Below are 17,292 nucleotides of genomic sequence, written 5' to 3' on the forward strand. Positions count from 1 at the left end.
TCCACCGCCACCTGCGCCGGCTCCACCGCCACCTGCGCCGGCTCCACCGCCACCTGCGCCGGCTCCACCGCCACCTGCGCCACCGCTACCGCCACCTGCGCCGGCTCCACCGCCACCTGCGCCCCCGCTACCGCCCCCATCTCCGCCCGCCGCGAAGGCCCAACGGTCGTTCTTGCCGGCGTTCGACCCTCCTCGGACTGCGGCGCTTGCCGTATTGCGGCCGCCGAATTGCGATGGCTGCATGACCTGGCCCGTCGACCTGGGCGCGTTCAGGCAGACGGCCTCGCCGAACGGGTTGTAGCGGTCGCAGTGGCTGGACGTCGTTGCGGCGCGCGTGGCCGTCTGGATCTGTGGCATCGGCCTGGATCGAAGCTCGCCCGCATCCGGCCGCGCCAGCGGCACCGGCGCGGATTCGTTCGGTTTCGGTTGCGCGATCTGCGCGGGCTCGGCGTCCCTTGCCGTCTCGGTCACATTGAGAGGCTCATGGACGTTCGCGGGTGGCCGGGCCACGGCCGTTGTTGTCACGCGCGTGGGCCGGGGTTGCGGCACCCGCGCGCGTTCGGCAGCGGGCGCGTAGGCTTCGGCGACCTGCGGCGCCGCCGAAGCTTCGGCCGGGGTGGGCGCTGGATCATCGACCGCCACCGTGGTGGCGACAGGATCGGCTGGCGTCGCAGCGACCGGCTCGCGCTCGGCCGCCGGGGGCTGCGATGCGGCAAGCTCCTGCGAAGTGCGCGATCGATCTGTGTCGGTGACGGCTTCGGTCGTCGGCCTGGCCGTCTGAGTTGCCTCGGCCGGTGGCCGGCTTTCCGGCGCCTGCGTCGACTGCCACGCGCCCGGGCTCGGCAGCGAGAGCGGCGGCCCTTGTGTCGCCGACCGGCCCAGGTACCAGAGCACGAAGGCCGCATGCAGCAGGGCCAGTACGATCAGCAGCCACACGATCGACGTGTCGACGCCGGGCGGCACCGGAATTCCCAGGACACGCCGGGCCGTGCCGGCTGCACGCTGGGCGCGTGCCGGGGGCCAGGTGTCCAGCAACGGTGGCCGAGCCTGTGTTTTGTCCGCATCGGCAGGCCCCTGCTCGATCGGCCAAAGCGTCTGCACCGGCGAAAGCTTTCGAGCGCAACTGCGGCAGTAGTGGGCAGTGTCCCGGTTGAGGGTCCGGCAGGCGTCGCAGACCCTGGTCATCTGGTGCGGTGGAATGGCGGGCCCCGGCGGCTGCCAGCCGCTCCAATCGGGCTGGGCCGGTGTGATCTGGCTTGCGTTGCTTCGCATCGCAGGACCTGCCAAGGCTATGACAGGACCGGCACGAGCACCGTCACGCCCGCCAGCGAATTGATGACCAGCCAGAAGGCCATCAGGTCCCAGACCCGGGCCCATCCGTGCACCACCGGCCGGGCACCCGCCTTGGTCGGCACCGTGTCGTTCGGTTCGCCGGCGTAGTAGGCCGGCAGCTTGTGAGAGCACCCCTTGCACAAGCGCGCGGAGCCGAGGTTGATGGTGCTGCAGGCTTCGCAGACTTCGGCGGAGACGGCGCCCGTGCGCAGCATCGCGAGATCGATCAGGTTGCCGAACGCGATCTCTCCGGAAGAGCTCGCGGTCCCGATGGCGGTGGATGTCATGGTGGCTCTCCTGAAGGATCAATGGACGCGGGTGCTAGGGCAGCCGGCGCAGGAGCCGTTGCTCTGCGACGGCCAGTCTCGCGAAGGTCAGGAGGTCTTCATCCGAGGGCCCGGGTCCGCAGCCGGCCAGATGCCTTCTGAAAGCCTCCACGATCCGCGCATGCACGGCCTTCCTCACGCGCATCGCCGCCATCCATGCGCTGCGCGCCTTCAGGCCTTCGGCGACTCTCGGCGGCCGCGCCGAGCCCGCCGGATCGTGAGCGGCGTTCAACGAGCGGCGCCGCCGTCCGGCGGCCGGCTTCTTCGGGTGCTGTGTGACAGTTCTCGGCATCGTTCTCAATGTTGGAAGAGAGGGTGTGAAAAATTCACATCCATGACGTTCTTGTCCTATAGTGGGACGCACGCCTTTGTCGGACAGTAGCGCGTGTCGCTGTCAACTTGGTAACGGCGCGTTGCCTGCCCCTTCGTCATCCCCGAGGAGATCCGTGTTGCACCTGCCATTGCGCGTTCTGTTCGAAATCCGGCTGCGCTGGTCCGATGAAGTTCCGCAAGAGGCCTCCGGCCGAGACGGTGGCTTGTGGTTTCCAGATACGCTCCACAACCGCATGAAGCTCGACGAGGCGATGGCAAGAGGGAACAGGCTGTATGGCGACCAAACGCACTGGGTTGAAAAGCGCCAGGCCTGAGGCTCACGTTTCCGCACGCGCCGGCGAGGCGCAGGGGGCCGGCGAACGCATGGGCTGGGCCCTGGAGGCTTGTGCCCGCGTCTTGCGCCCCGTGGTCCGGCTGGCACTGGCCTTCGGTCTCAAGCACGCCCATTTCGAATCCCTGCTGCGGGAGCTCCTGATCGACGAGGCGCGCCGTGCCTGGCGGGCCAAGGGCGCCGAGCCGAACATCAGCCAGCTGTCGGTCACCACGGGGCTGAACCGCAAGGTCGTGACGGCCAGCGTGCGCGAAGCCGAGGAACACCTGCCGCACACGGAGACCTCCGCCGCCGCCAAGACGCTCACGCTGTGGCTGCAGATGGTCACGGACGATCCGGCCCTGCGCAGCCTGCCCATCGTCGCGGACGGCGAGACCGCGTCCTTCGAAGCCGTGGCCCGGCATGCCAGCCGCGGCAACGTGCACCACCGCACGATCCTCGACGAGCTGGTGCGCCTGAACATGGCGACCGAGCAGGCCGGCCGCGTCGAGCTCGACGCGGCCGGCTTCGTGCCGGCGAAGGATCTCAAGAGCATGCTCGCCTTCCTGGGCGACAACGCCCGCGACCATCTTCTTGCCAGCGTGGGCAACACCCTGGGCGCCGCGCCGCCGTTGCTCGAGCGCTCGGTGTTCGCGGCCGGCATCGCCGTCGAGGATTGCGAACGGATCCACCAGCTGGCGCGGCAACGATGGGGCGCGCTTCACCATGAGCTGACGCGCGAGATGACGCGTGCGTTCGACGCGGCGGACAGCGAGGCCTCCGGCCGCATCCGTGTCGGCATTTACACCTACTATGAAGACGCGGCGGGAGAGGTAAACACCGATGCCGCGCCCCACTCGAAACGATCGGACGAACAAGCATGACGAATGCATTCCTGCGCGCTGGTCTCCTCGCGCTGTCGATGACGCTGCTGCTCTCGTGCGGCGGTGGAGGCGGCGGGGGGGGCGGTTTCGCCGTCGGCGGTGCCGGTATCGCGGGACAGCAACTGTCGGGCGCAGGTTCGAGCGATGGGAGCAGCCCGTCCGCCGGTGGCGGCGATGGCCAGGGCGGCAGCACGGCCGGCGGCACGTCCGGCGCGGGCAGCAGCGCCACCGCGTCCTCGGGCGGCGACGGCTCTGGCGTGGGCTCCGGCGGCACCGGCGTGAGCACCGCGGACGCGGCCGGCATCGGCGCGGTGGACGGCGCGGGCAGCATCATCGTCAACGGCGTGCGCTACAACACCGACACCGCCATCGTGAACGTCGAGGACGCACCCGCACTGCAACTGGGGATGAGCGCGAAGGTCACGGGGCCGGTCGATGCCGACTTCACGAGCGGCATCGCCCGCCGGGTGGATTCCGCGGCGGACGTGCGCGGTCCACTGTCCGCGATCGATCTGGCACAGGGCCGCTTCGTCATCCTGGGCACGACCATCACCACCGACGAGGCCACGGTCTGGGGCGATGCCTCCGGCCTGGCCGCCATCCCGCCGGGCAGCACCTTGCAGGTCTGGGGCCTGCCGGCTGCGCCGGGCGTGCTGCGGGCGACGCGGGTGGAGCAGCGCGGCGCTTCCACGCCGATCCTGACCGGCACGGTGCAGAACCTCGACAGCCTCCGGCGCACCTTCACCATCGGCAGCTTCACCGTCGACTACGGCGCGGCGGCGTTGTCCGGCAGCCTCGACGGCAGTCCGCTCGCCAATGGCACCCTCGTGCGCGTGCGTGCGAATGCCGTGCTGCCGGGCCGGCTGCAGGCCACGCTGGTGCAGTGGTGGTATCCGGTGCCGGTGGCCAACGGCACGCCGGTCCAGCTCGCGGGCATCGTCACCGACTTCGCGGGCCTCGGCTCGCTGCGCGTGCTGAACGTGCCGGTGAACGCGTCCTCGGCCAAGATCAACGGCGGCCCTGCCGGATCGGTGGGCAATGGTGTCAAGGTCGACGTGGCCGGCGTCATGCAGAACGGTGTCCTGCAGGCCTCGAAGCTCAAGATCCGCCACGTGCCGGGCACGGGCGGGCCGGTGTCCTTCACCCTCATCGGCACCGTCGGCAACTTCAGCTCGCCGGCCAGCTTCCAGGTGCGGGGCCAGCCCGTCGATGCCAGCGGCCCGGGCGTGGTGTTCGTCAACGGCACGGCTGCAAACCTGGGCAGCGGGGTCAAGGTCAGCATCGAGGGATCGCAGGTGGTGAACGGCGTGCTGATCGCCACGCGGGTGGTCATCGAATGACCTGGACTGAACGGCGACATGCGCACCCTCGGCCTTCCCACCAACGGCAAGATCCCCGTGCTCGGCCTGGGCACCTGGCGCATGGGCGAAGACCCCGCGCTGCGTCGCGAAGAGGTGGCCGCGGTGCGCGCGGCCATCGCCATGGGCTACCGCCTGATCGACACCGCCGAGATGTATGGCGAGGGTGGCGCGGAGGAGGTGGTGGGGCAGGCCATCGCCGAGGCGCTGCGCGCGGGGGACGTGAAGCGCGAGGCGCTGTTCGTCGTCAGCAAGGTCTATCCGCACAACGCCAGCCGCCGCGGCACGCCCGCGGCCTGCGCGCGCAGCCTGGCGCGGCTGGGCCTGGACCGGATCGACCTCTACTTGTTGCACTGGCGCGGCCAGTTCCCGCTGGGCGAAACCGCCGAGGCGATGCGTTCGCTCGTGGACAAGGGGCTCATCGCGCACTGGGGCGTGAGCAACCTCGACACGGACGACATGGAGGAACTGGCGGCGCCGGATTGCGCAGCCAACCAAGTCTACTACTCGATGGGCGCAGCCCGGCGTCGTGGCCATTCCGAAGGCGGTGCGCGAGGCCCACCAGCGCGACAACCTTGCTGCTGCCGCGCTCAGCCTGAGCGCGGACGAGCTCGCGGAGATCGACCGCCTGCATCCGCCGCCGCGGCGCAAGAAACCGCTCGCGATGATCTGACGCTGCGCGGAACCGCTACCGCTTGCGCACCGGCGCCTTGAGCGTGGGCGGCTTGGCGGAGGCCGGCTGCGGATAGAGCGCCGCGATGAATGCCTTGTCCGAGTCCGACAGGACCGTCCCGCCGTGGATGGCCTGGCGCGACAGCAGCATCTCCGCCGGGAAGTCGTGCAGCATCACCGAATGGGGGTCGAAGGGCCGGTACGGCGGCACGCTGGGCGGGTTGAGGCCCAGGATGTTGTGCTCGACCTGCTCGCGCGACCAGTGGTTGGGCGGGCCCGCGTACATCTTCATCACCGCCTCGCGGTCCCATTCGATGCCGCCGTCCGGATTCTTGTGTTCCTGCCACAAGCCCAGCGCGTGGCCGAACTCTTTCAGCACGACGCGCTGCAGCTCGGCATCCGGGGTGCTGGGGGTGAGCCACCCGAAGTTCATGGTCGGCTGGTTGGCCGGGACGCTGCGGGCATCGATGCCCACGTAGGACCAGCTGCCGGCCTGCGGGTCGAACGCGATGCGGATGTCGGCGGGCGTCCTGCTGCGGTCGGACAGCACCTGGTAGCGCAGGTTCGCATGCTCGAACCATTGCGCCGCGCAGCGCATCACCCGCTTGCGCAGGGCCGGATCGCCACCGATGAAGCGAATGCGCAGCGTGCTGCCGTTGGGCCACAGCTTGAGCGGCCCCGCCCGGGGCTTTCTCGCCGGCTTGGGCTTGGAGGCCCGCGGGTGCTCGGGCTGCTGGGTCATCGCCTCCACGTGCTCCCACAGCGCGTCGTCATCGGGGCGGCGCGCGAGCGCCTGCGCTGCGATGCCGCGCAGCCGGCCGCCGGTGGCGGCGTCCTGCACGAGCGCGGCGATGGCGCCCGAATCGCCTGCCTTGTCGGGGCGGCGGTCGCCGAAGAGCGTGCGCAGATCGGCGTCGCCGAAGGCAATGCCGAGCAGGGCGGCCAGGCGATCCAGGCCCCAACCGTCGGCGCCGAAGTCCTCCGGCAGGCCGTCCTCGATGCGTGCCACGGCCGCATCGCGCAAGGGGGCGAGCATCTCGCTCGCGCGGTCCGCCTGGAGCAGGGTCTGCTTCTGCGCTGGCGCCAGCGACAGCAGATCGGCCAATTCGTACCAGGCTGGCACGGGCGCGGCGCCGGCCAGCTCCACCGTCCTGCCCCCCGCGCCGCCGATGCGCACCAGCGCGCGCAGCGCCTGGACGAGCGAGTCGCGCTCCCACGAAAGCGCGTGCGGCTTTGAAAGCTCGGAGAGCGGGTCGGTGCGGACGAGCACGGCGCCACCCTCCGCCGGGTCCTGCATCGGCGTCCCCAGCGCGCGGGCGATGCCCGAGAGCGTCACCTGGGTGCCGGTCTCGGTGGTCTCGAAGTGCCTCACGGCGGCGATGGTTCCGACCTGACGCATGAGGCGCGGGTCGAAGGTATCGCCGGTGCTTTCGTCGAGCACGCAGAAGACCGCGTTGTCGCCGCCGTTCTGCACCTTGAACAGGCTGCTCGTCGACTCGGGCCGGGTCAGCAGCAACCGGGCCTCGCGTCCGGGGAAGAGCACCACGCCACGCAGGGGCATCAGCGGCAGGAAGTTGGGGTTGGCCTGCTGCCGCCGCTCGTCCAGCAGGCGGCGGGTGTCGCGCAGGACGAGGCCGCGATCGGTGTCTGCATCGCGCGAGGGAAGGCTTCGCTCGGCACGCAGCACGGCGGCGTTCACGTCGCCCAGCTCCGCGGCCGGCAACTGCCTGGCGGCTGCCTTCAGTGCGAGCAGCGCGTGGTAGGTGATGAAGGGCGTTTCCTCGCCCACCCGCTCGCCGAGCCAGGCGCAATGGCTGCCCTCCGGCCGCAACTGCAACAGCACCGCGGCGGCCAGGTGCAGGCCGGGACTGGCGCTTCCGGTCCATGCCTGCAGAGGCCAGTCCTCGCGCGAGGCCAGCAGCTCGCGCATGCGCCGGACGATTTCCTCCATCGCTTGCGTGCGCGCGGGGCCGGGCTGCATGTCGCCGCGGCGGCGTTCGTAGGCCTCGGCCAACTCGGTGATGGCTTCATCGGACGGCAGCACGAAGCCAAAAGGCGTCTCGGCCGCGGCCAGCACGTCGGGCCAGCGTACGCCGCAGCGCACGCACAGCTGCTCCAGAACCCGTTCCGGAATGCCGCCGGTGGCTGCCAGGATTTCTTCGGCCAGCTGCTCTGCCTCCTTGGGGGCCAAGCCGTCGAGGCCGGCTTCGCCGCCGTGGCGGTCGATCCAGTAGCGCAGGTCGTCGTGTGCGATACGGCCGAGCGGTGGGAGAAGCCCGCTCGAACCGGTGAGCAGCATCACGCTGGCCAGGGCGCCTTCGCCGATCACCGCCTCCGAGCCCTCGGCGCGGTCCAGCAGGTAGATGGAGGCGGGCAGCTCGGCGGCCAGCAGGTCTCGGAGATCGGTGCGCTGTGCGTCGTCCAGCCGCTCGACGCCGTCGATGGCGATGACCAGCGGCCGCGCCCGTGCCAAGTAGGTGGCGCGGTGGTGGATGGGCCACCAGGGCGCTCGCGCCTCCAGGCCCAGGGCGATGGCGAGCGAGGCCCGCAGGGGTCGCGAATGCGCGGAGTCGGGCGCCAGCCACAGCAGTGCGGGTGCGCGCTCGTAGTGGCCGAGCAGCCGCAGCAGCACCCAGCGGTGGCCATGGACGCGCGGTCCGCGGATCAGGTGCATTCCCGTTTCCGACTGGCGAAGCGCTTCGCGATGGGCCGCGCGCTGCGCCACGAAATCGAGCTCGCGCAGTGCCTTGCAGACCACCGCGGGATCGCCGCCCTGCGGCGCCGGCGGCAGCGCGGGCATGGCCTCGCGCATGGCCAGGAACCATTGCCTGGACAGGCTGGCCGATCCGCCGCCGCCCTCCGCCTGCGCCATCCAGGCCCGCGCGTACGCAGGGTCGACGAAGTTGACGGCCGTGAGCTGCTGCGCATGCCGGAGTTCCGAGCGCTCCATCCACGCGCCGTGCCGCTCGGCGTACAGCCACAACAGGGTGGCGACCGCCTCCAGGCGCTTCTGGCCATGGTGGGCCACCAGGCGCATCAGCAGCAGTTCGCGTACCGGCGCGTCCATCACGTAGAGCCCGTTGCCCTCGGCCTCGCGGCACAGCGTGGACAGCAGCAGCCGGGCCTCGACCCAATGCGGCACCCGCTCGCGGTCGAAGAAGAAGTTGATGCGCAGCAGGTGCAGCAGGCCCGGATCCAGGGCCACCGGCAGCGCTGCATGGGCCGCCAGGTCGAGTGCGGAGCGTGCCAGGCCGGCTGGATCAGCCTCGCCCATGCTGGCGGCTGCCGCCTGCAGTGCACGCTCGAACTGCGCGAGCCGCCGCTCGGCCAATCCGCGTGCCTCGCCGTCGCTCACAGCGGCCGCTCCAGCGGGACCGGATGCCCGCGCAGCGCGTTGACCGCGAGGTGGATGCCGGAGCGGTCCATCGCATACATGGGCACGTGCCGCGCCAGGTGGGCCGCGACGGTATGGGCCCACAGCGGCTGCGGCACCGGGTTGAGCCAGACCACGGCCGAGGCACCGCGGCGCAGGGCCTTGACGAAGGCCAGCGAGTCCTGCACGCGGCCGGCATCGGCACGGCCGCGCGCGGCGCCCGCATCGCTGACGATCAGCGCCGCGGTGCCCGGCGCCATGCCCGCCACCAGCGCGCGCAGCGGCTGGCCGTGCTCGAGCTGCGGATCGGCATACACCCGGCCGGCATCCAGCGGTTCGATGCGCGAGAGCACCGGATCGAGCGCGGGAAAGAAGTCGCCGGGGTCGAGCTCCGATAGCAGCGAGCGGTCCGTGCCCTCGGTCGGCATGTCATGGAAGTAGTGCAGCGAGGTCTGCTGAAGCAGGCCGGCTTCGCGCACCGCCGTGCAGAAGGCTTCGACAAAGGGCGCGTAGGGCGCCATCGAGCCCTCGACGTCGACGAAGAGCGCGAGCCGTGCGGCGTTGCGCCGCCGCGGCACCAGGACCGGCGGCATCGCGACGCCGGTGCGCAGGCGCTGCTGCAGCGTCTGGCCAAGGTCGAGCTCGCTCGGCGGGCCGAAGCGCATGGGCTTGCGCAGGCGGCGGAAGGCCTGGGCGATCTCGCGGTGCGTCAGCGGGTACTGCTCGACCAGCAGCAGCCGCGCATCCGCGATCTGGACGCGGGGCAGCGTGAGCGCCGGGATGCCGATGGCGTTGCGGCTGACGCTGAGCTGGATCTCCTCGACCCGCTCGGGTGGCGGCGGCTCGCGCGGGGCGCCGGCCTCGCCGCGCGCGGACGCGGGCCTGCCGGTGGCCGCGGCCGACGAGGTGCCGGCGACCGGCTCGGGCGTCCAGTGCTCCGGCCAGGCCAGCCGCGCGAACAGGGCGCGCACGATGTCGGCCTCGCGCGGCGACTTGGCCCACAGCGCGACCAGCAGGTCGCGCAGCGCATCCGGCGACGACCAGCCGAAGCCGGCGGTCAGCGCCAGGCGCAGCGCGTCCAGGTCGGGCGGGCCGATGGGCAGGCGCCGGCGCTGCAGCTGGGTGAACAGTTCGCGGATCAGCGCGAACGCGTTCGGCGGATCAGACACGGCGTGCCGTCGGCATCGAGGACGGAAAGGCCGCATGCGCCTTGTCCAGGTCCGCGACGTTCTTGATCAGCGCCTGCACCGCCGGCAGCCGGTCCAGCTCGGCCGGCTTGGTCTTGCGGGCCTGCAGGTAGCCGACCCAGTCGAGCAGCTCGGACAGGCCGGGCTTCTTCAGCAGCTCGCGCTCGCGCAGCTTGTTCACCACCTCGATGGCCTTCCTGCGCAGGTCGGCATCGTTGATGTCGTGCTGGGCCAGGATTGCCTCCAGCTCTTCCTCCGGGAACTTCACGTAGTGGAAGATGCAGCGGCGCAGGAAGGCGGTGGGCAGCGCCTTTTCCTCGTTGTGGGTCACGATGATGATGGGGCGCAGCGCCGGCTGGTCCGACGGCACCTTGAATGCGATCTCGGGCGCCTCGGCCACGTCGAACTCCAGCCGGTCCAGCTCGCGCAGCAGGTCGTTGGGGAAGTCGAGGTCGGCCTTGTCCACCTCGTCGATCAGCACGACCGATCGGCGCCCGTGGCTGGCGCGGATGATGGCGCGCCCGAGCGGGCCGAAGCGGATGTAGTCCGCCACGGTGTTCGCGCGGCGCGGCCGGCCCGCCGTCGTCGACAGTTGCACGTCGTGCAGGCGGCGCACGGCGTCGTAGGTGTAGAGCAGGTCCTGCGCCTTGCTGGTGGACTTGATGTAGCTCTCTTCGATCGGCAGTCCGAGCGCGTAGGCGACCGCATGGGCGAGCCGGGTCTTGCCGCAGCCCGGGTCGCCCTGCAGCAGCAGCGGCCGGCCGAGCGCGATCGCGAGGTTGACCACCTCCTCCAACGCCGGACTGGCCAGGTAGGCTTCGCGCTGCACCTCCGCCTTGGGCGGCCGGCTGGCGGGCACTTCGTCGGCGCCGGTTGCCTCGATCCTGCGCGTGGCGGGCAGTTTCGCGCGGCGATCGAAGCGCAGCGACAGATCGATCTGGTGGCGGGAGCTCATGGCGGATCCTCCTTCCGTGTGCGCCCGGTTCAGGGCGGCGTTCTGAAGCGCTCGCGCAGCACCGCCTGCGGCAGGTTCTGGCGCAGCAGCGCGATGGCGGTCTCGAGCGCGAAGTAGGCGACGTCGGTCGAGGGGGACTCAGCCTGGTCGGCGGCCTGGTGCAGCCAGAGCTTGAACTCGTCGCGCAGGTCCGCGGACCAGCCCTTGTCGCGCGTCACGTCCTCGACCCATTCGTAGAGGTCCGTTTCCTGGAACCGCGGCAGCGGGAGCCCCACGCAGCGTTCGGGCAGCCTGCCCTCCGCACGCGTGTTCAGCAGCAGGACCAGGTGGTTGTTCAGCACCTCGGCATAGGCCTCGAAGAGCTTGAGCAGCAACCGCTCGATCGCGTCGTCCGGCGCGTTGTCGGCGTCGACCATGCACACCACGTGCTCCACGGCGAGCCGGGGCTTGAGCCGGGCGATCAGATCGATGGTCTTGTCGACCGGCGTGAACCGCTCGTCGAGCCGCATGCGCGAGGCGCTGGTCGATGCCGGCACGCCCAGGTGCAGGCGCAGCCGCTCGATCACGTTGGTGACGACGTTCTGCTCGGCGCCGCACAGCACGAGGACCACCAGCCGCTTGCGCGGCATGGAGAGCTCCTTGCGCCACACCGCCTCCAGCGGCCGCAGGTCGAAGGCGCGGGTGTGCAGCAGCTCGGCCGCGCCGGCGGGGCGGTCGGCGCCCATCACGCGGGCGAAGGCGAGCAGGCTGTCGTTGCCCGGGCGCCGCGCGAGCGCCACCTCCAGCACCTTCGCCAGGCCGCTCTCGCCGCCCCTGGCCTGGACCAGGTCCAGGAATTCGTAGGCCATGTCGTCCAGTGGGCCCTCGGCCACGCTGGCGGCCAGGCTCCTGACCTGGCCGGTGGCCTTCGCGAACTGGGCCAGTGCGTTGCGCGTGGTGAAGGCGTCGACGAGTGCGTCGCGGAAGGCTTCGATGTGGTCGCCGTACCGCAAGTGGATGTCTCCGGCCGATGTTCAGCCCTGGGCCGGCAGGAGACCGAGCCTGCCTTTCGCGCGCAGGCGCTCGACGATCGCGCTGGTCGCGATGGCCCGGTTGCTCGGGTTGGCCTTCGGGCCCGTACGGTGATGCAGTCCCAGCAGGGTCCAGCCGGACGCGAAGCAGGGCGAGCCCGAGGAGCCCCTGTCGGTTTCGGCCGTGTGCTCGTAGATGGCCTGCTCGTGCCCCTGCAGCCAGCCGGTGACGGTGCCTGCCGCCACCTCGAGCGTGCGCCCGGCCGGATGCTGCAGGACGATGCAGCTTTCCTTGGGCAGTTCGAACTGGCGCGTGCCCAGCGCCAGCCAGCCGCGCTTCGTACCGTCGGGCATGGGCTCGTTGCCGATGTCGTGCGCGAGCTGGAGCAGCGCGTAGTCGAGTTCCAGCTTGTGGCTGGTGTCCAGGTAGTCGGCGACGGGATCGGCGGGCACCTCGATGCCGGGGTCCGCGGGCGCCTGCCCTTCGGCCGCGCGGAAATCGAAGCACGCGGCATAGTTCTTCGGCTCGCCCAGTTGGCCCGAGCCGGGCGCCGACTCGAAGACATGCCAGTTGCTCATCACCAGCCGCGGGCCGACCAGGAAGCCGGTGCCGATCGGCTCGCCGCCGGAGCGGATCTGGCAGACGCGCCGCTCGCACCGGATCATCTGCTGCCGCCAGCGGCCGGCGGATTCGAGGCCGGAGGCCTGGATGACCCGAGCCTGGAAGCCGGCATCGAGCGCTGCCGCCGCGGGGCCGGTGAAGGGGGCCGGCGCGAGGCCGTGCGCGGCGGCGATGTCGCCCAGCATCTCGTTGCCGGGATTGCGGGCGGCTGCATCGCGCAGCAGCATCTCGGTCCAGCCCTTGGCCTCGGTGAGTTCGAGCAGGTCGAAGGCAACGTCGTCGAGCGGACCCTTGCCGACCTTGGCCTCCAGGTTGATGTCCAGCGCGAAGGCCGCCAGTTGCTTCAGCGCCGCCCAATTGCGGTAGCCGTCGACCAGTGCGTCGCGTGCTGCCTCGAGCTGGTCCGGGGTGAGCCGTTTCATGGCGAAAACCAGCATATCAGGCAAAAGAGCGGCGTCCAACCGGAAGATCACCTTCCGGGTGGACGCCGCCCTGGCCTCGGCGCGCGAGGCGAAAGATCAGTGGGCTTCGGCCTGCCTGGCGGCCGCGATGATCGCGTCGTCGTCCTGCTTCGCACCGTTGAGGAACAGGTTCAGCGCCACCGCCGAGATCGAGGCCAGCAGGATGCCCGACTCCACCAGCGAGTGGATCCCGTGCGGCATCCATTGCTTGAAGTTGGGCGCGATCAGCGGAATCATGCCGATGCCGATCGACACCGCGACGATCATCGCGTTGTGCCGGTTGCCCTTGAAGTCCACGCCGCCGAGGATGCGGATGCCGGTGGCCGCGACCATGCCGAACATCACCAGGCCGGCGCCGCCCAGCACCACCGTGGGCAGCGACTCCACCAGCGCCGCCATCTTGGGCAGCAGGCCCAGCACGATCAGGATCGCGCCGCCGGCTACGCAGACGAAGCGGCTCTTGATGCCGGTCACCGCCACCAGGCCCACGTTCTGCGAGAAGCTGGTGTAGGGGAAGGTGTTGAACACGCCGCCGATCAGCGTGCCCAGGCCGTCGGTGCGCAGGCCGCGCGCCAGGTCCTTCTGGCTGATGTTGCGGCCGGTCATCTCGCCCAACGCGAGGAACATGCCGGTGGACTCGATCATCACCACGATCATGATCAGCGTCATGGTGAGGATCAGGATCGGGTCGAACAGCGGCATGCCGAAGTGGAAGGGCAGCACCACGTCGACCCAGGCGGCCTTGCCCACCTTCTCGAAGGTCATGAAGCCGAAGATCGTGGCCACGACGGCGCCGATCACGATGCCCAGCAGCACCGAGATGTTGGCGATGAAGCCCTTGGCGTACTTCACGATCAGCAGGATCGACACCAGCACCAGCGCTGCAATGCCCAGGCCGCCGAGGTCGGCGTACTTCGGGTTCGGCACCGAGGGCACGATCGCCAGGCCCTTGGGAATGGGCGGCACCGAACTGCCGGGCGAAGTGACCTCGGCCAGCCACTTGGCGTAGACCGGATCGACGATGGCGGGCGCCGTCGGGCCCACCGGGTTGCCGAAGATCCAGTTGATGCCCACGCGCATCAGGCTGATGCCGATGACCGCGATGATGGTGCCGGTCACCACCGGCGGGAAGAAGCGCAGCATGCGCGATACCAGCGGCGCGATCAGGATCGATATCACGCCCGCGCCGATGATGGCGCCGAACAGCAGCTGCGCGCCGTTCTGCCCCGGGTTGGCGTTGGCGATGGCGACCATCGGCGCGACGGAGGCGAAGGTCACGCCCATCATCACCGGCAGCTTGATGCCGAACCACTGCGTGGCACCCAGCGCCTGGATCAAAGTGGCGATACCGCAGCAGAAGAGGTCGGCCGAGATCAGCAGCGCAACCTCGTCGGGGCTGAGCTTGAGCGCGCGGCCCACGATCAGGGGCACGGCGACGGCGCCCGCATACATCACGAGCACATGTTGCAGGCCAAGGGCGGTCAGCTTGCCGGTGGGAAGGCGCTCGTCGACGGGATGGACGGCTGGCAGTGAGGTGTTGGCGCTCATGCAGGTGGACTCCTGGATGCGATGTCAGAGGGGTGCAAGGCCGCCTCGCCCCGGCGGCTCACAAGTTTGTACGCCAAACTGTATACACTTTAGGCGGAGCGGCGTATGGCGGAAAACCCGGGGGCGCCATCAGGCCGGCAGCGAACCCAGCCGATCCACCACCAGGTCATGCAAGGCCTGTGCCGCTGCCGACAGGCTGCCTTCGCGCCGCTGCACCAGGTAAATGCGGCGGCTGAGCTGGGGCAGGGGCAGCGGGCGGATGGCGATGGTGTCGCGCTTGAACTGGTAGAGGGTGAGCGTGGGCACGACGCTGATGCCGAGGCCGGCCTCGACCATGCCCATCACCGTGGCGAGCTGCTCGACCTCCAGCAGCGTGTTCATCGCCAGCGGGTGCAGTGCGGCCTCCAGGGCCTGGCGTACGCTGCTGTTGCGCGCCATGTGGATGAAGGGCCAGGGTGCCAGCTTGCGCAGCGTGAGGCGGGGCTCGGCGGCCAGCGGATGGTCGGCGCGGCACACCAGGTGGAAGCGGTCGGTGCACAACACGCGCAAGCGCAGCTCCGCCGCATCGGCGGCGCGGGTGCCGCCGGAGGCCAGGGCAAAGTCGGCCTGGCCTCCGCGCACGAGATCGATGCAGGCATCGGAGAGCAGGTCGCTCAGGGCCAGCTCGATGCCCGGCCAGCGGGCGTGGAAGTCGGAGAACAGCGCCGGCAGCCAGCCTGCCGCCAGCGAGGGCAGGGCGGCCACGTGCACGCGGCCCTTGCGGCGCTCCACGTGGTCGCCCAGGTCGCTGACCGCGCGCTGCATGTCGCCGAGCAGGCGCCGCGCCGAGGGCTCGAAAAGGCGCCCCTCCGGCGTGGGTTGCACGCTGCGCGTGGTGCGGTCGAACAGGCGGGTGCCCAGCTCTTCCTCCAGTGTTCGGATCAGCGTGCTGAAGGCAGGCTGCGAGAGGTGGCAGGCCTGCGCGGCCCGCGTGAAGTTGGGGAGGTCGACCAGCGCAAGGAAGGCGCGCAGCTGGCGGGCGGAAAGCTCTGGTGCAGGCATTGATCTGAATTCTGGATAAGCCCATCTGAACTTTCGATTTTACGAATCACTGTGCGCGGCCTACATTCACCGCAACGACACGAGCCGGCACATGAATTCATCACCTGCCTCCCCTTTGCTGATCGGCTGCGCAGCCGGCTTCTCCGGCGACCGGACCGATGCCGCCGGGCCGGTGGTCGAGACCTTGATCGCCCGGCTGGCGCAGGGCCCGTCGGGGCAGCGCGCCTTCCTCATCTTCGAGACCCTGGCCGAGCGCACGCTGGCGCTGGCGCAACTGCGCCGCCGCGCCGATCCCGAGGCCGGCTACGAGCCGCTGCTGGACGCCATGCTGCGCCCGGTGCTGGCGCGCTGCCTCGCGCACGGCATCCGGATCGTCAGCAACTTCGGCGCCGCCAACCCGCGCGCTGCAGCGCGCTGCATCGCCAGGCTGGCGCTCGAGCTGGGGGCGCCGGCACCGCGCATCGCGGTGGTGGAAGGCGACGATCTGTCGGACCCGGCGCACCGCGCGTTGCTGCGCGAGCAGCTCGGGGCGGCCATCGACGGCATGCGGGTGGTCAGCGCCAATGCGTACATCGGCGCGGAGCCGATCGCGGCGGCCCTCGATGCGGGCGCGGACATCGTGGTCTGCGGGCGCATGGCCGACCCGTCGCTGGCCGTCGGTCCGGCGATGTCGCATTTCGGCTGGGCGGCCGACGACTGGACCCGGCTGGGCCGCGCCACCATGGCGGGTCACCTGCTCGAGTGCGGCGCCCAGGTCTGCGGCGGCTACTTTGCCGATCCCGGCTTCAAGGACGTGCCGGACATGGCGTCGATCGGCTTTCCCATCGCCGAGATCGACAGCGACGGCGGCTGCATCGTCGGCAAGGCCGACGGCACCGGTGGCTGCGTGACCGAGGCCACGGTCAAGGAGCAGTTGCTCTACGAGGTGCACGACCCGGCCGCGTACCTCACGCCCGACGTGGTGGCGGACATCGCGGAAGCCGAGGTGCATGCGCTGGGACCGGACCGTGTGGCACTGTCGGGCGTTCGTGGCCATGCGCGGCCGGCGCACTACAAGCTCAACGTCTGCCACGAAGGCGGCTGGCTGGCGGAGGGCGAAATTTCCTATGCCGGCCCGCGCGCCGAATCGCGGGCCCGGTTGGCCGCCGACGTGCTGCGGCAGCGGCTCGCGGGCCTGAGTCTGCGGGTGGACCTGATCGGCGCGCTCAGCATCCTGGGCGACGATGCCGGCCGAGCACTGGCCGCCACGTCCGCCGGCGAGGGGCGCGACGTGCGGCTGCGCGTGGCCGCCACGCACGAGGCCCGCGAGCAGGCCGAGCGCCTCACGCGAGAGGTGATGGCGCTCTACACCTGCGGACCGGCTGGCGGCGGTGGGGTGCGCACGGCGCTCACGCCGCGGCTCAACACCCGCTCCTGCCTGCTCGCACGCGAGTTCGTGCCGGTGCGCTTCGAGATGCTGGAGGCTGCATGAGTTCACCGCTTCGCGTGCCCCTGTTCCGTGCCGCACACGGCCGCACCGGCGACAAGGGCGACCGCTCCAACATCAGCGTGATCGCCTGGCATCCGTTGCTCTATCCGCTGCTGGTCGAGCAGGTCACGCCCGAGGCCGTGGCCGCGCAATTCCGCCACCGCGCCCCCGACCGCGTGCAGCGCTTCCTGCTGCCGCGCCTCGCGGCGATGAACTTCGTGCTCGACGGGGTGCTGGATGGCGGCGTCAACGATGCGCTCAATCTCGACGCGCATGGCAAGGCGCTGTCCTTCCTGTTGCTCGACATGGCCATCGAGGTGCCCGAGGCGCTCGCGGACCTGCTGGCAGGACCCCCCGAGGGCTGAAGCGCCTTTTTCTTTCTTCTTCACCAGAACTCCCAGGAGACAAACAG

Annotated in this window: 13 protein-coding genes and 1 pseudogene; 6 read left to right on the top strand and 8 right to left on the bottom strand. The window is 70.5% G+C overall.

Annotation, left to right across the window (positions count from 1 at the left end; all coding sequences use genetic code 11):
• Positions 1-1,289: 1,289 nt before the first annotated feature.
• The gene (locus A8M77_RS20260; protein ID WP_086923318.1) at positions 1,290-1,619 is read right to left on the bottom strand and encodes a hypothetical protein; all 330 of its coding nucleotides are present in this window, start codon (positions 1,617-1,619) and stop codon (positions 1,290-1,292) included.
• A gap of 488 nt (positions 1,620-2,107) precedes the next feature.
• On the opposite strand from A8M77_RS20260, the gene A8M77_RS20265 reads away from it, so the two are divergent.
• From A8M77_RS20265 to A8M77_RS20280, 4 genes and pseudogenes are all read left to right on the top strand, one after another.
• The gene (locus A8M77_RS20265; RefSeq protein ID WP_086923319.1) at positions 2,108-2,305 is read left to right on the top strand and encodes a hypothetical protein; all 198 of its coding nucleotides are present in this window, start codon (positions 2,108-2,110) and stop codon (positions 2,303-2,305) included.
• Between the two features lie 49 nt (positions 2,306-2,354).
• Positions 2,355-3,185 (top strand): DUF6502 family protein, encoded by an 831-nt coding sequence (locus A8M77_RS20270; protein WP_086923320.1) that lies wholly within the window; start codon positions 2,355-2,357, stop codon positions 3,183-3,185.
• A complete protein-coding gene (locus A8M77_RS20275; RefSeq protein ID WP_086923321.1) occupies positions 3,182-4,525 on the top strand; it encodes a DUF5666 domain-containing protein in 1,344 nt (447 codons plus the stop codon). Before A8M77_RS20270 ends, A8M77_RS20275 begins: the two co-directional genes overlap by 4 nt.
• Positions 4,526-4,543: 18 nt before the next feature.
• Positions 4,544-5,216, top strand: a pseudogene (locus A8M77_RS20280) (aldo/keto reductase).
• 15 nt (positions 5,217-5,231) lie between these two features.
• On the opposite strand, the gene A8M77_RS20285 reads toward A8M77_RS20280, so the two are convergent.
• From A8M77_RS20285 to A8M77_RS20315, 7 genes are all read right to left on the bottom strand, one after another.
• Positions 5,232-8,570 carry an LON peptidase substrate-binding domain-containing protein gene (locus A8M77_RS20285; protein WP_086923322.1) on the bottom strand — a complete coding sequence of 1,113 codons (3,339 nt, stop codon included), beginning with the start codon at positions 8,568-8,570 and terminating at the stop codon, positions 5,232-5,234.
• The gene (locus A8M77_RS20290; protein WP_143694679.1) at positions 8,567-9,757 is read right to left on the bottom strand and encodes a VWA domain-containing protein; all 1,191 of its coding nucleotides are present in this window, start codon (positions 9,755-9,757) and stop codon (positions 8,567-8,569) included. The genes A8M77_RS20285 and A8M77_RS20290 overlap by 4 nt, the downstream gene beginning before the upstream one ends.
• Positions 9,750-10,730 (bottom strand): AAA family ATPase, encoded by a 981-nt coding sequence (locus A8M77_RS20295; protein WP_086923324.1) that lies wholly within the window; start codon positions 10,728-10,730, stop codon positions 9,750-9,752. The genes A8M77_RS20290 and A8M77_RS20295 overlap by 8 nt, the downstream gene beginning before the upstream one ends.
• 29 nt (positions 10,731-10,759) lie before the next feature.
• Complete coding sequence (locus A8M77_RS20300; RefSeq protein WP_086923325.1) at positions 10,760-11,722, bottom strand: effector-associated domain EAD1-containing protein; 963 nt, start codon at positions 11,720-11,722, stop codon at positions 10,760-10,762.
• 21 nt (positions 11,723-11,743) lie between these two features.
• A complete protein-coding gene (locus A8M77_RS20305) occupies positions 11,744-12,784 on the bottom strand; it encodes a trypsin-like peptidase domain-containing protein (RefSeq protein WP_143694680.1) in 1,041 nt (346 codons plus the stop codon).
• 96 nt (positions 12,785-12,880) lie between these two features.
• A complete protein-coding gene (locus tag A8M77_RS20310) occupies positions 12,881-14,371 on the bottom strand; it encodes a nucleobase:cation symporter-2 family protein (RefSeq protein ID WP_086923327.1) in 1,491 nt (496 codons plus the stop codon).
• A gap of 129 nt (positions 14,372-14,500) precedes the next feature.
• A complete protein-coding gene (locus tag A8M77_RS20315) occupies positions 14,501-15,412 on the bottom strand; it encodes a LysR family transcriptional regulator (RefSeq protein ID WP_086923328.1) in 912 nt (303 codons plus the stop codon).
• Positions 15,413-15,503: 91 nt separating this feature from the next.
• Between A8M77_RS20315 and A8M77_RS20320 the strand changes: the two genes are divergently transcribed.
• Both A8M77_RS20320 and A8M77_RS20325 read left to right on the top strand, forming a co-directional pair.
• Positions 15,504-16,883 (top strand): acyclic terpene utilization AtuA family protein, encoded by a 1,380-nt coding sequence (locus A8M77_RS20320; protein ID WP_086923329.1) that lies wholly within the window; start codon positions 15,504-15,506, stop codon positions 16,881-16,883.
• Positions 16,880-17,245 carry an AtuA-related protein gene (locus A8M77_RS20325; protein ID WP_086923330.1) on the top strand — a complete coding sequence of 122 codons (366 nt, stop codon included), beginning with the start codon at positions 16,880-16,882 and terminating at the stop codon, positions 17,243-17,245. The genes A8M77_RS20320 and A8M77_RS20325 overlap by 4 nt, the downstream gene beginning before the upstream one ends.
• Positions 17,246-17,292: the final 47 nt, after the last annotated feature.

This window comes from Variovorax sp. JS1663 (genome assembly GCF_002157355.1).
Lineage (GTDB): Bacteria > Pseudomonadota > Gammaproteobacteria > Burkholderiales > Burkholderiaceae_C > Variovorax.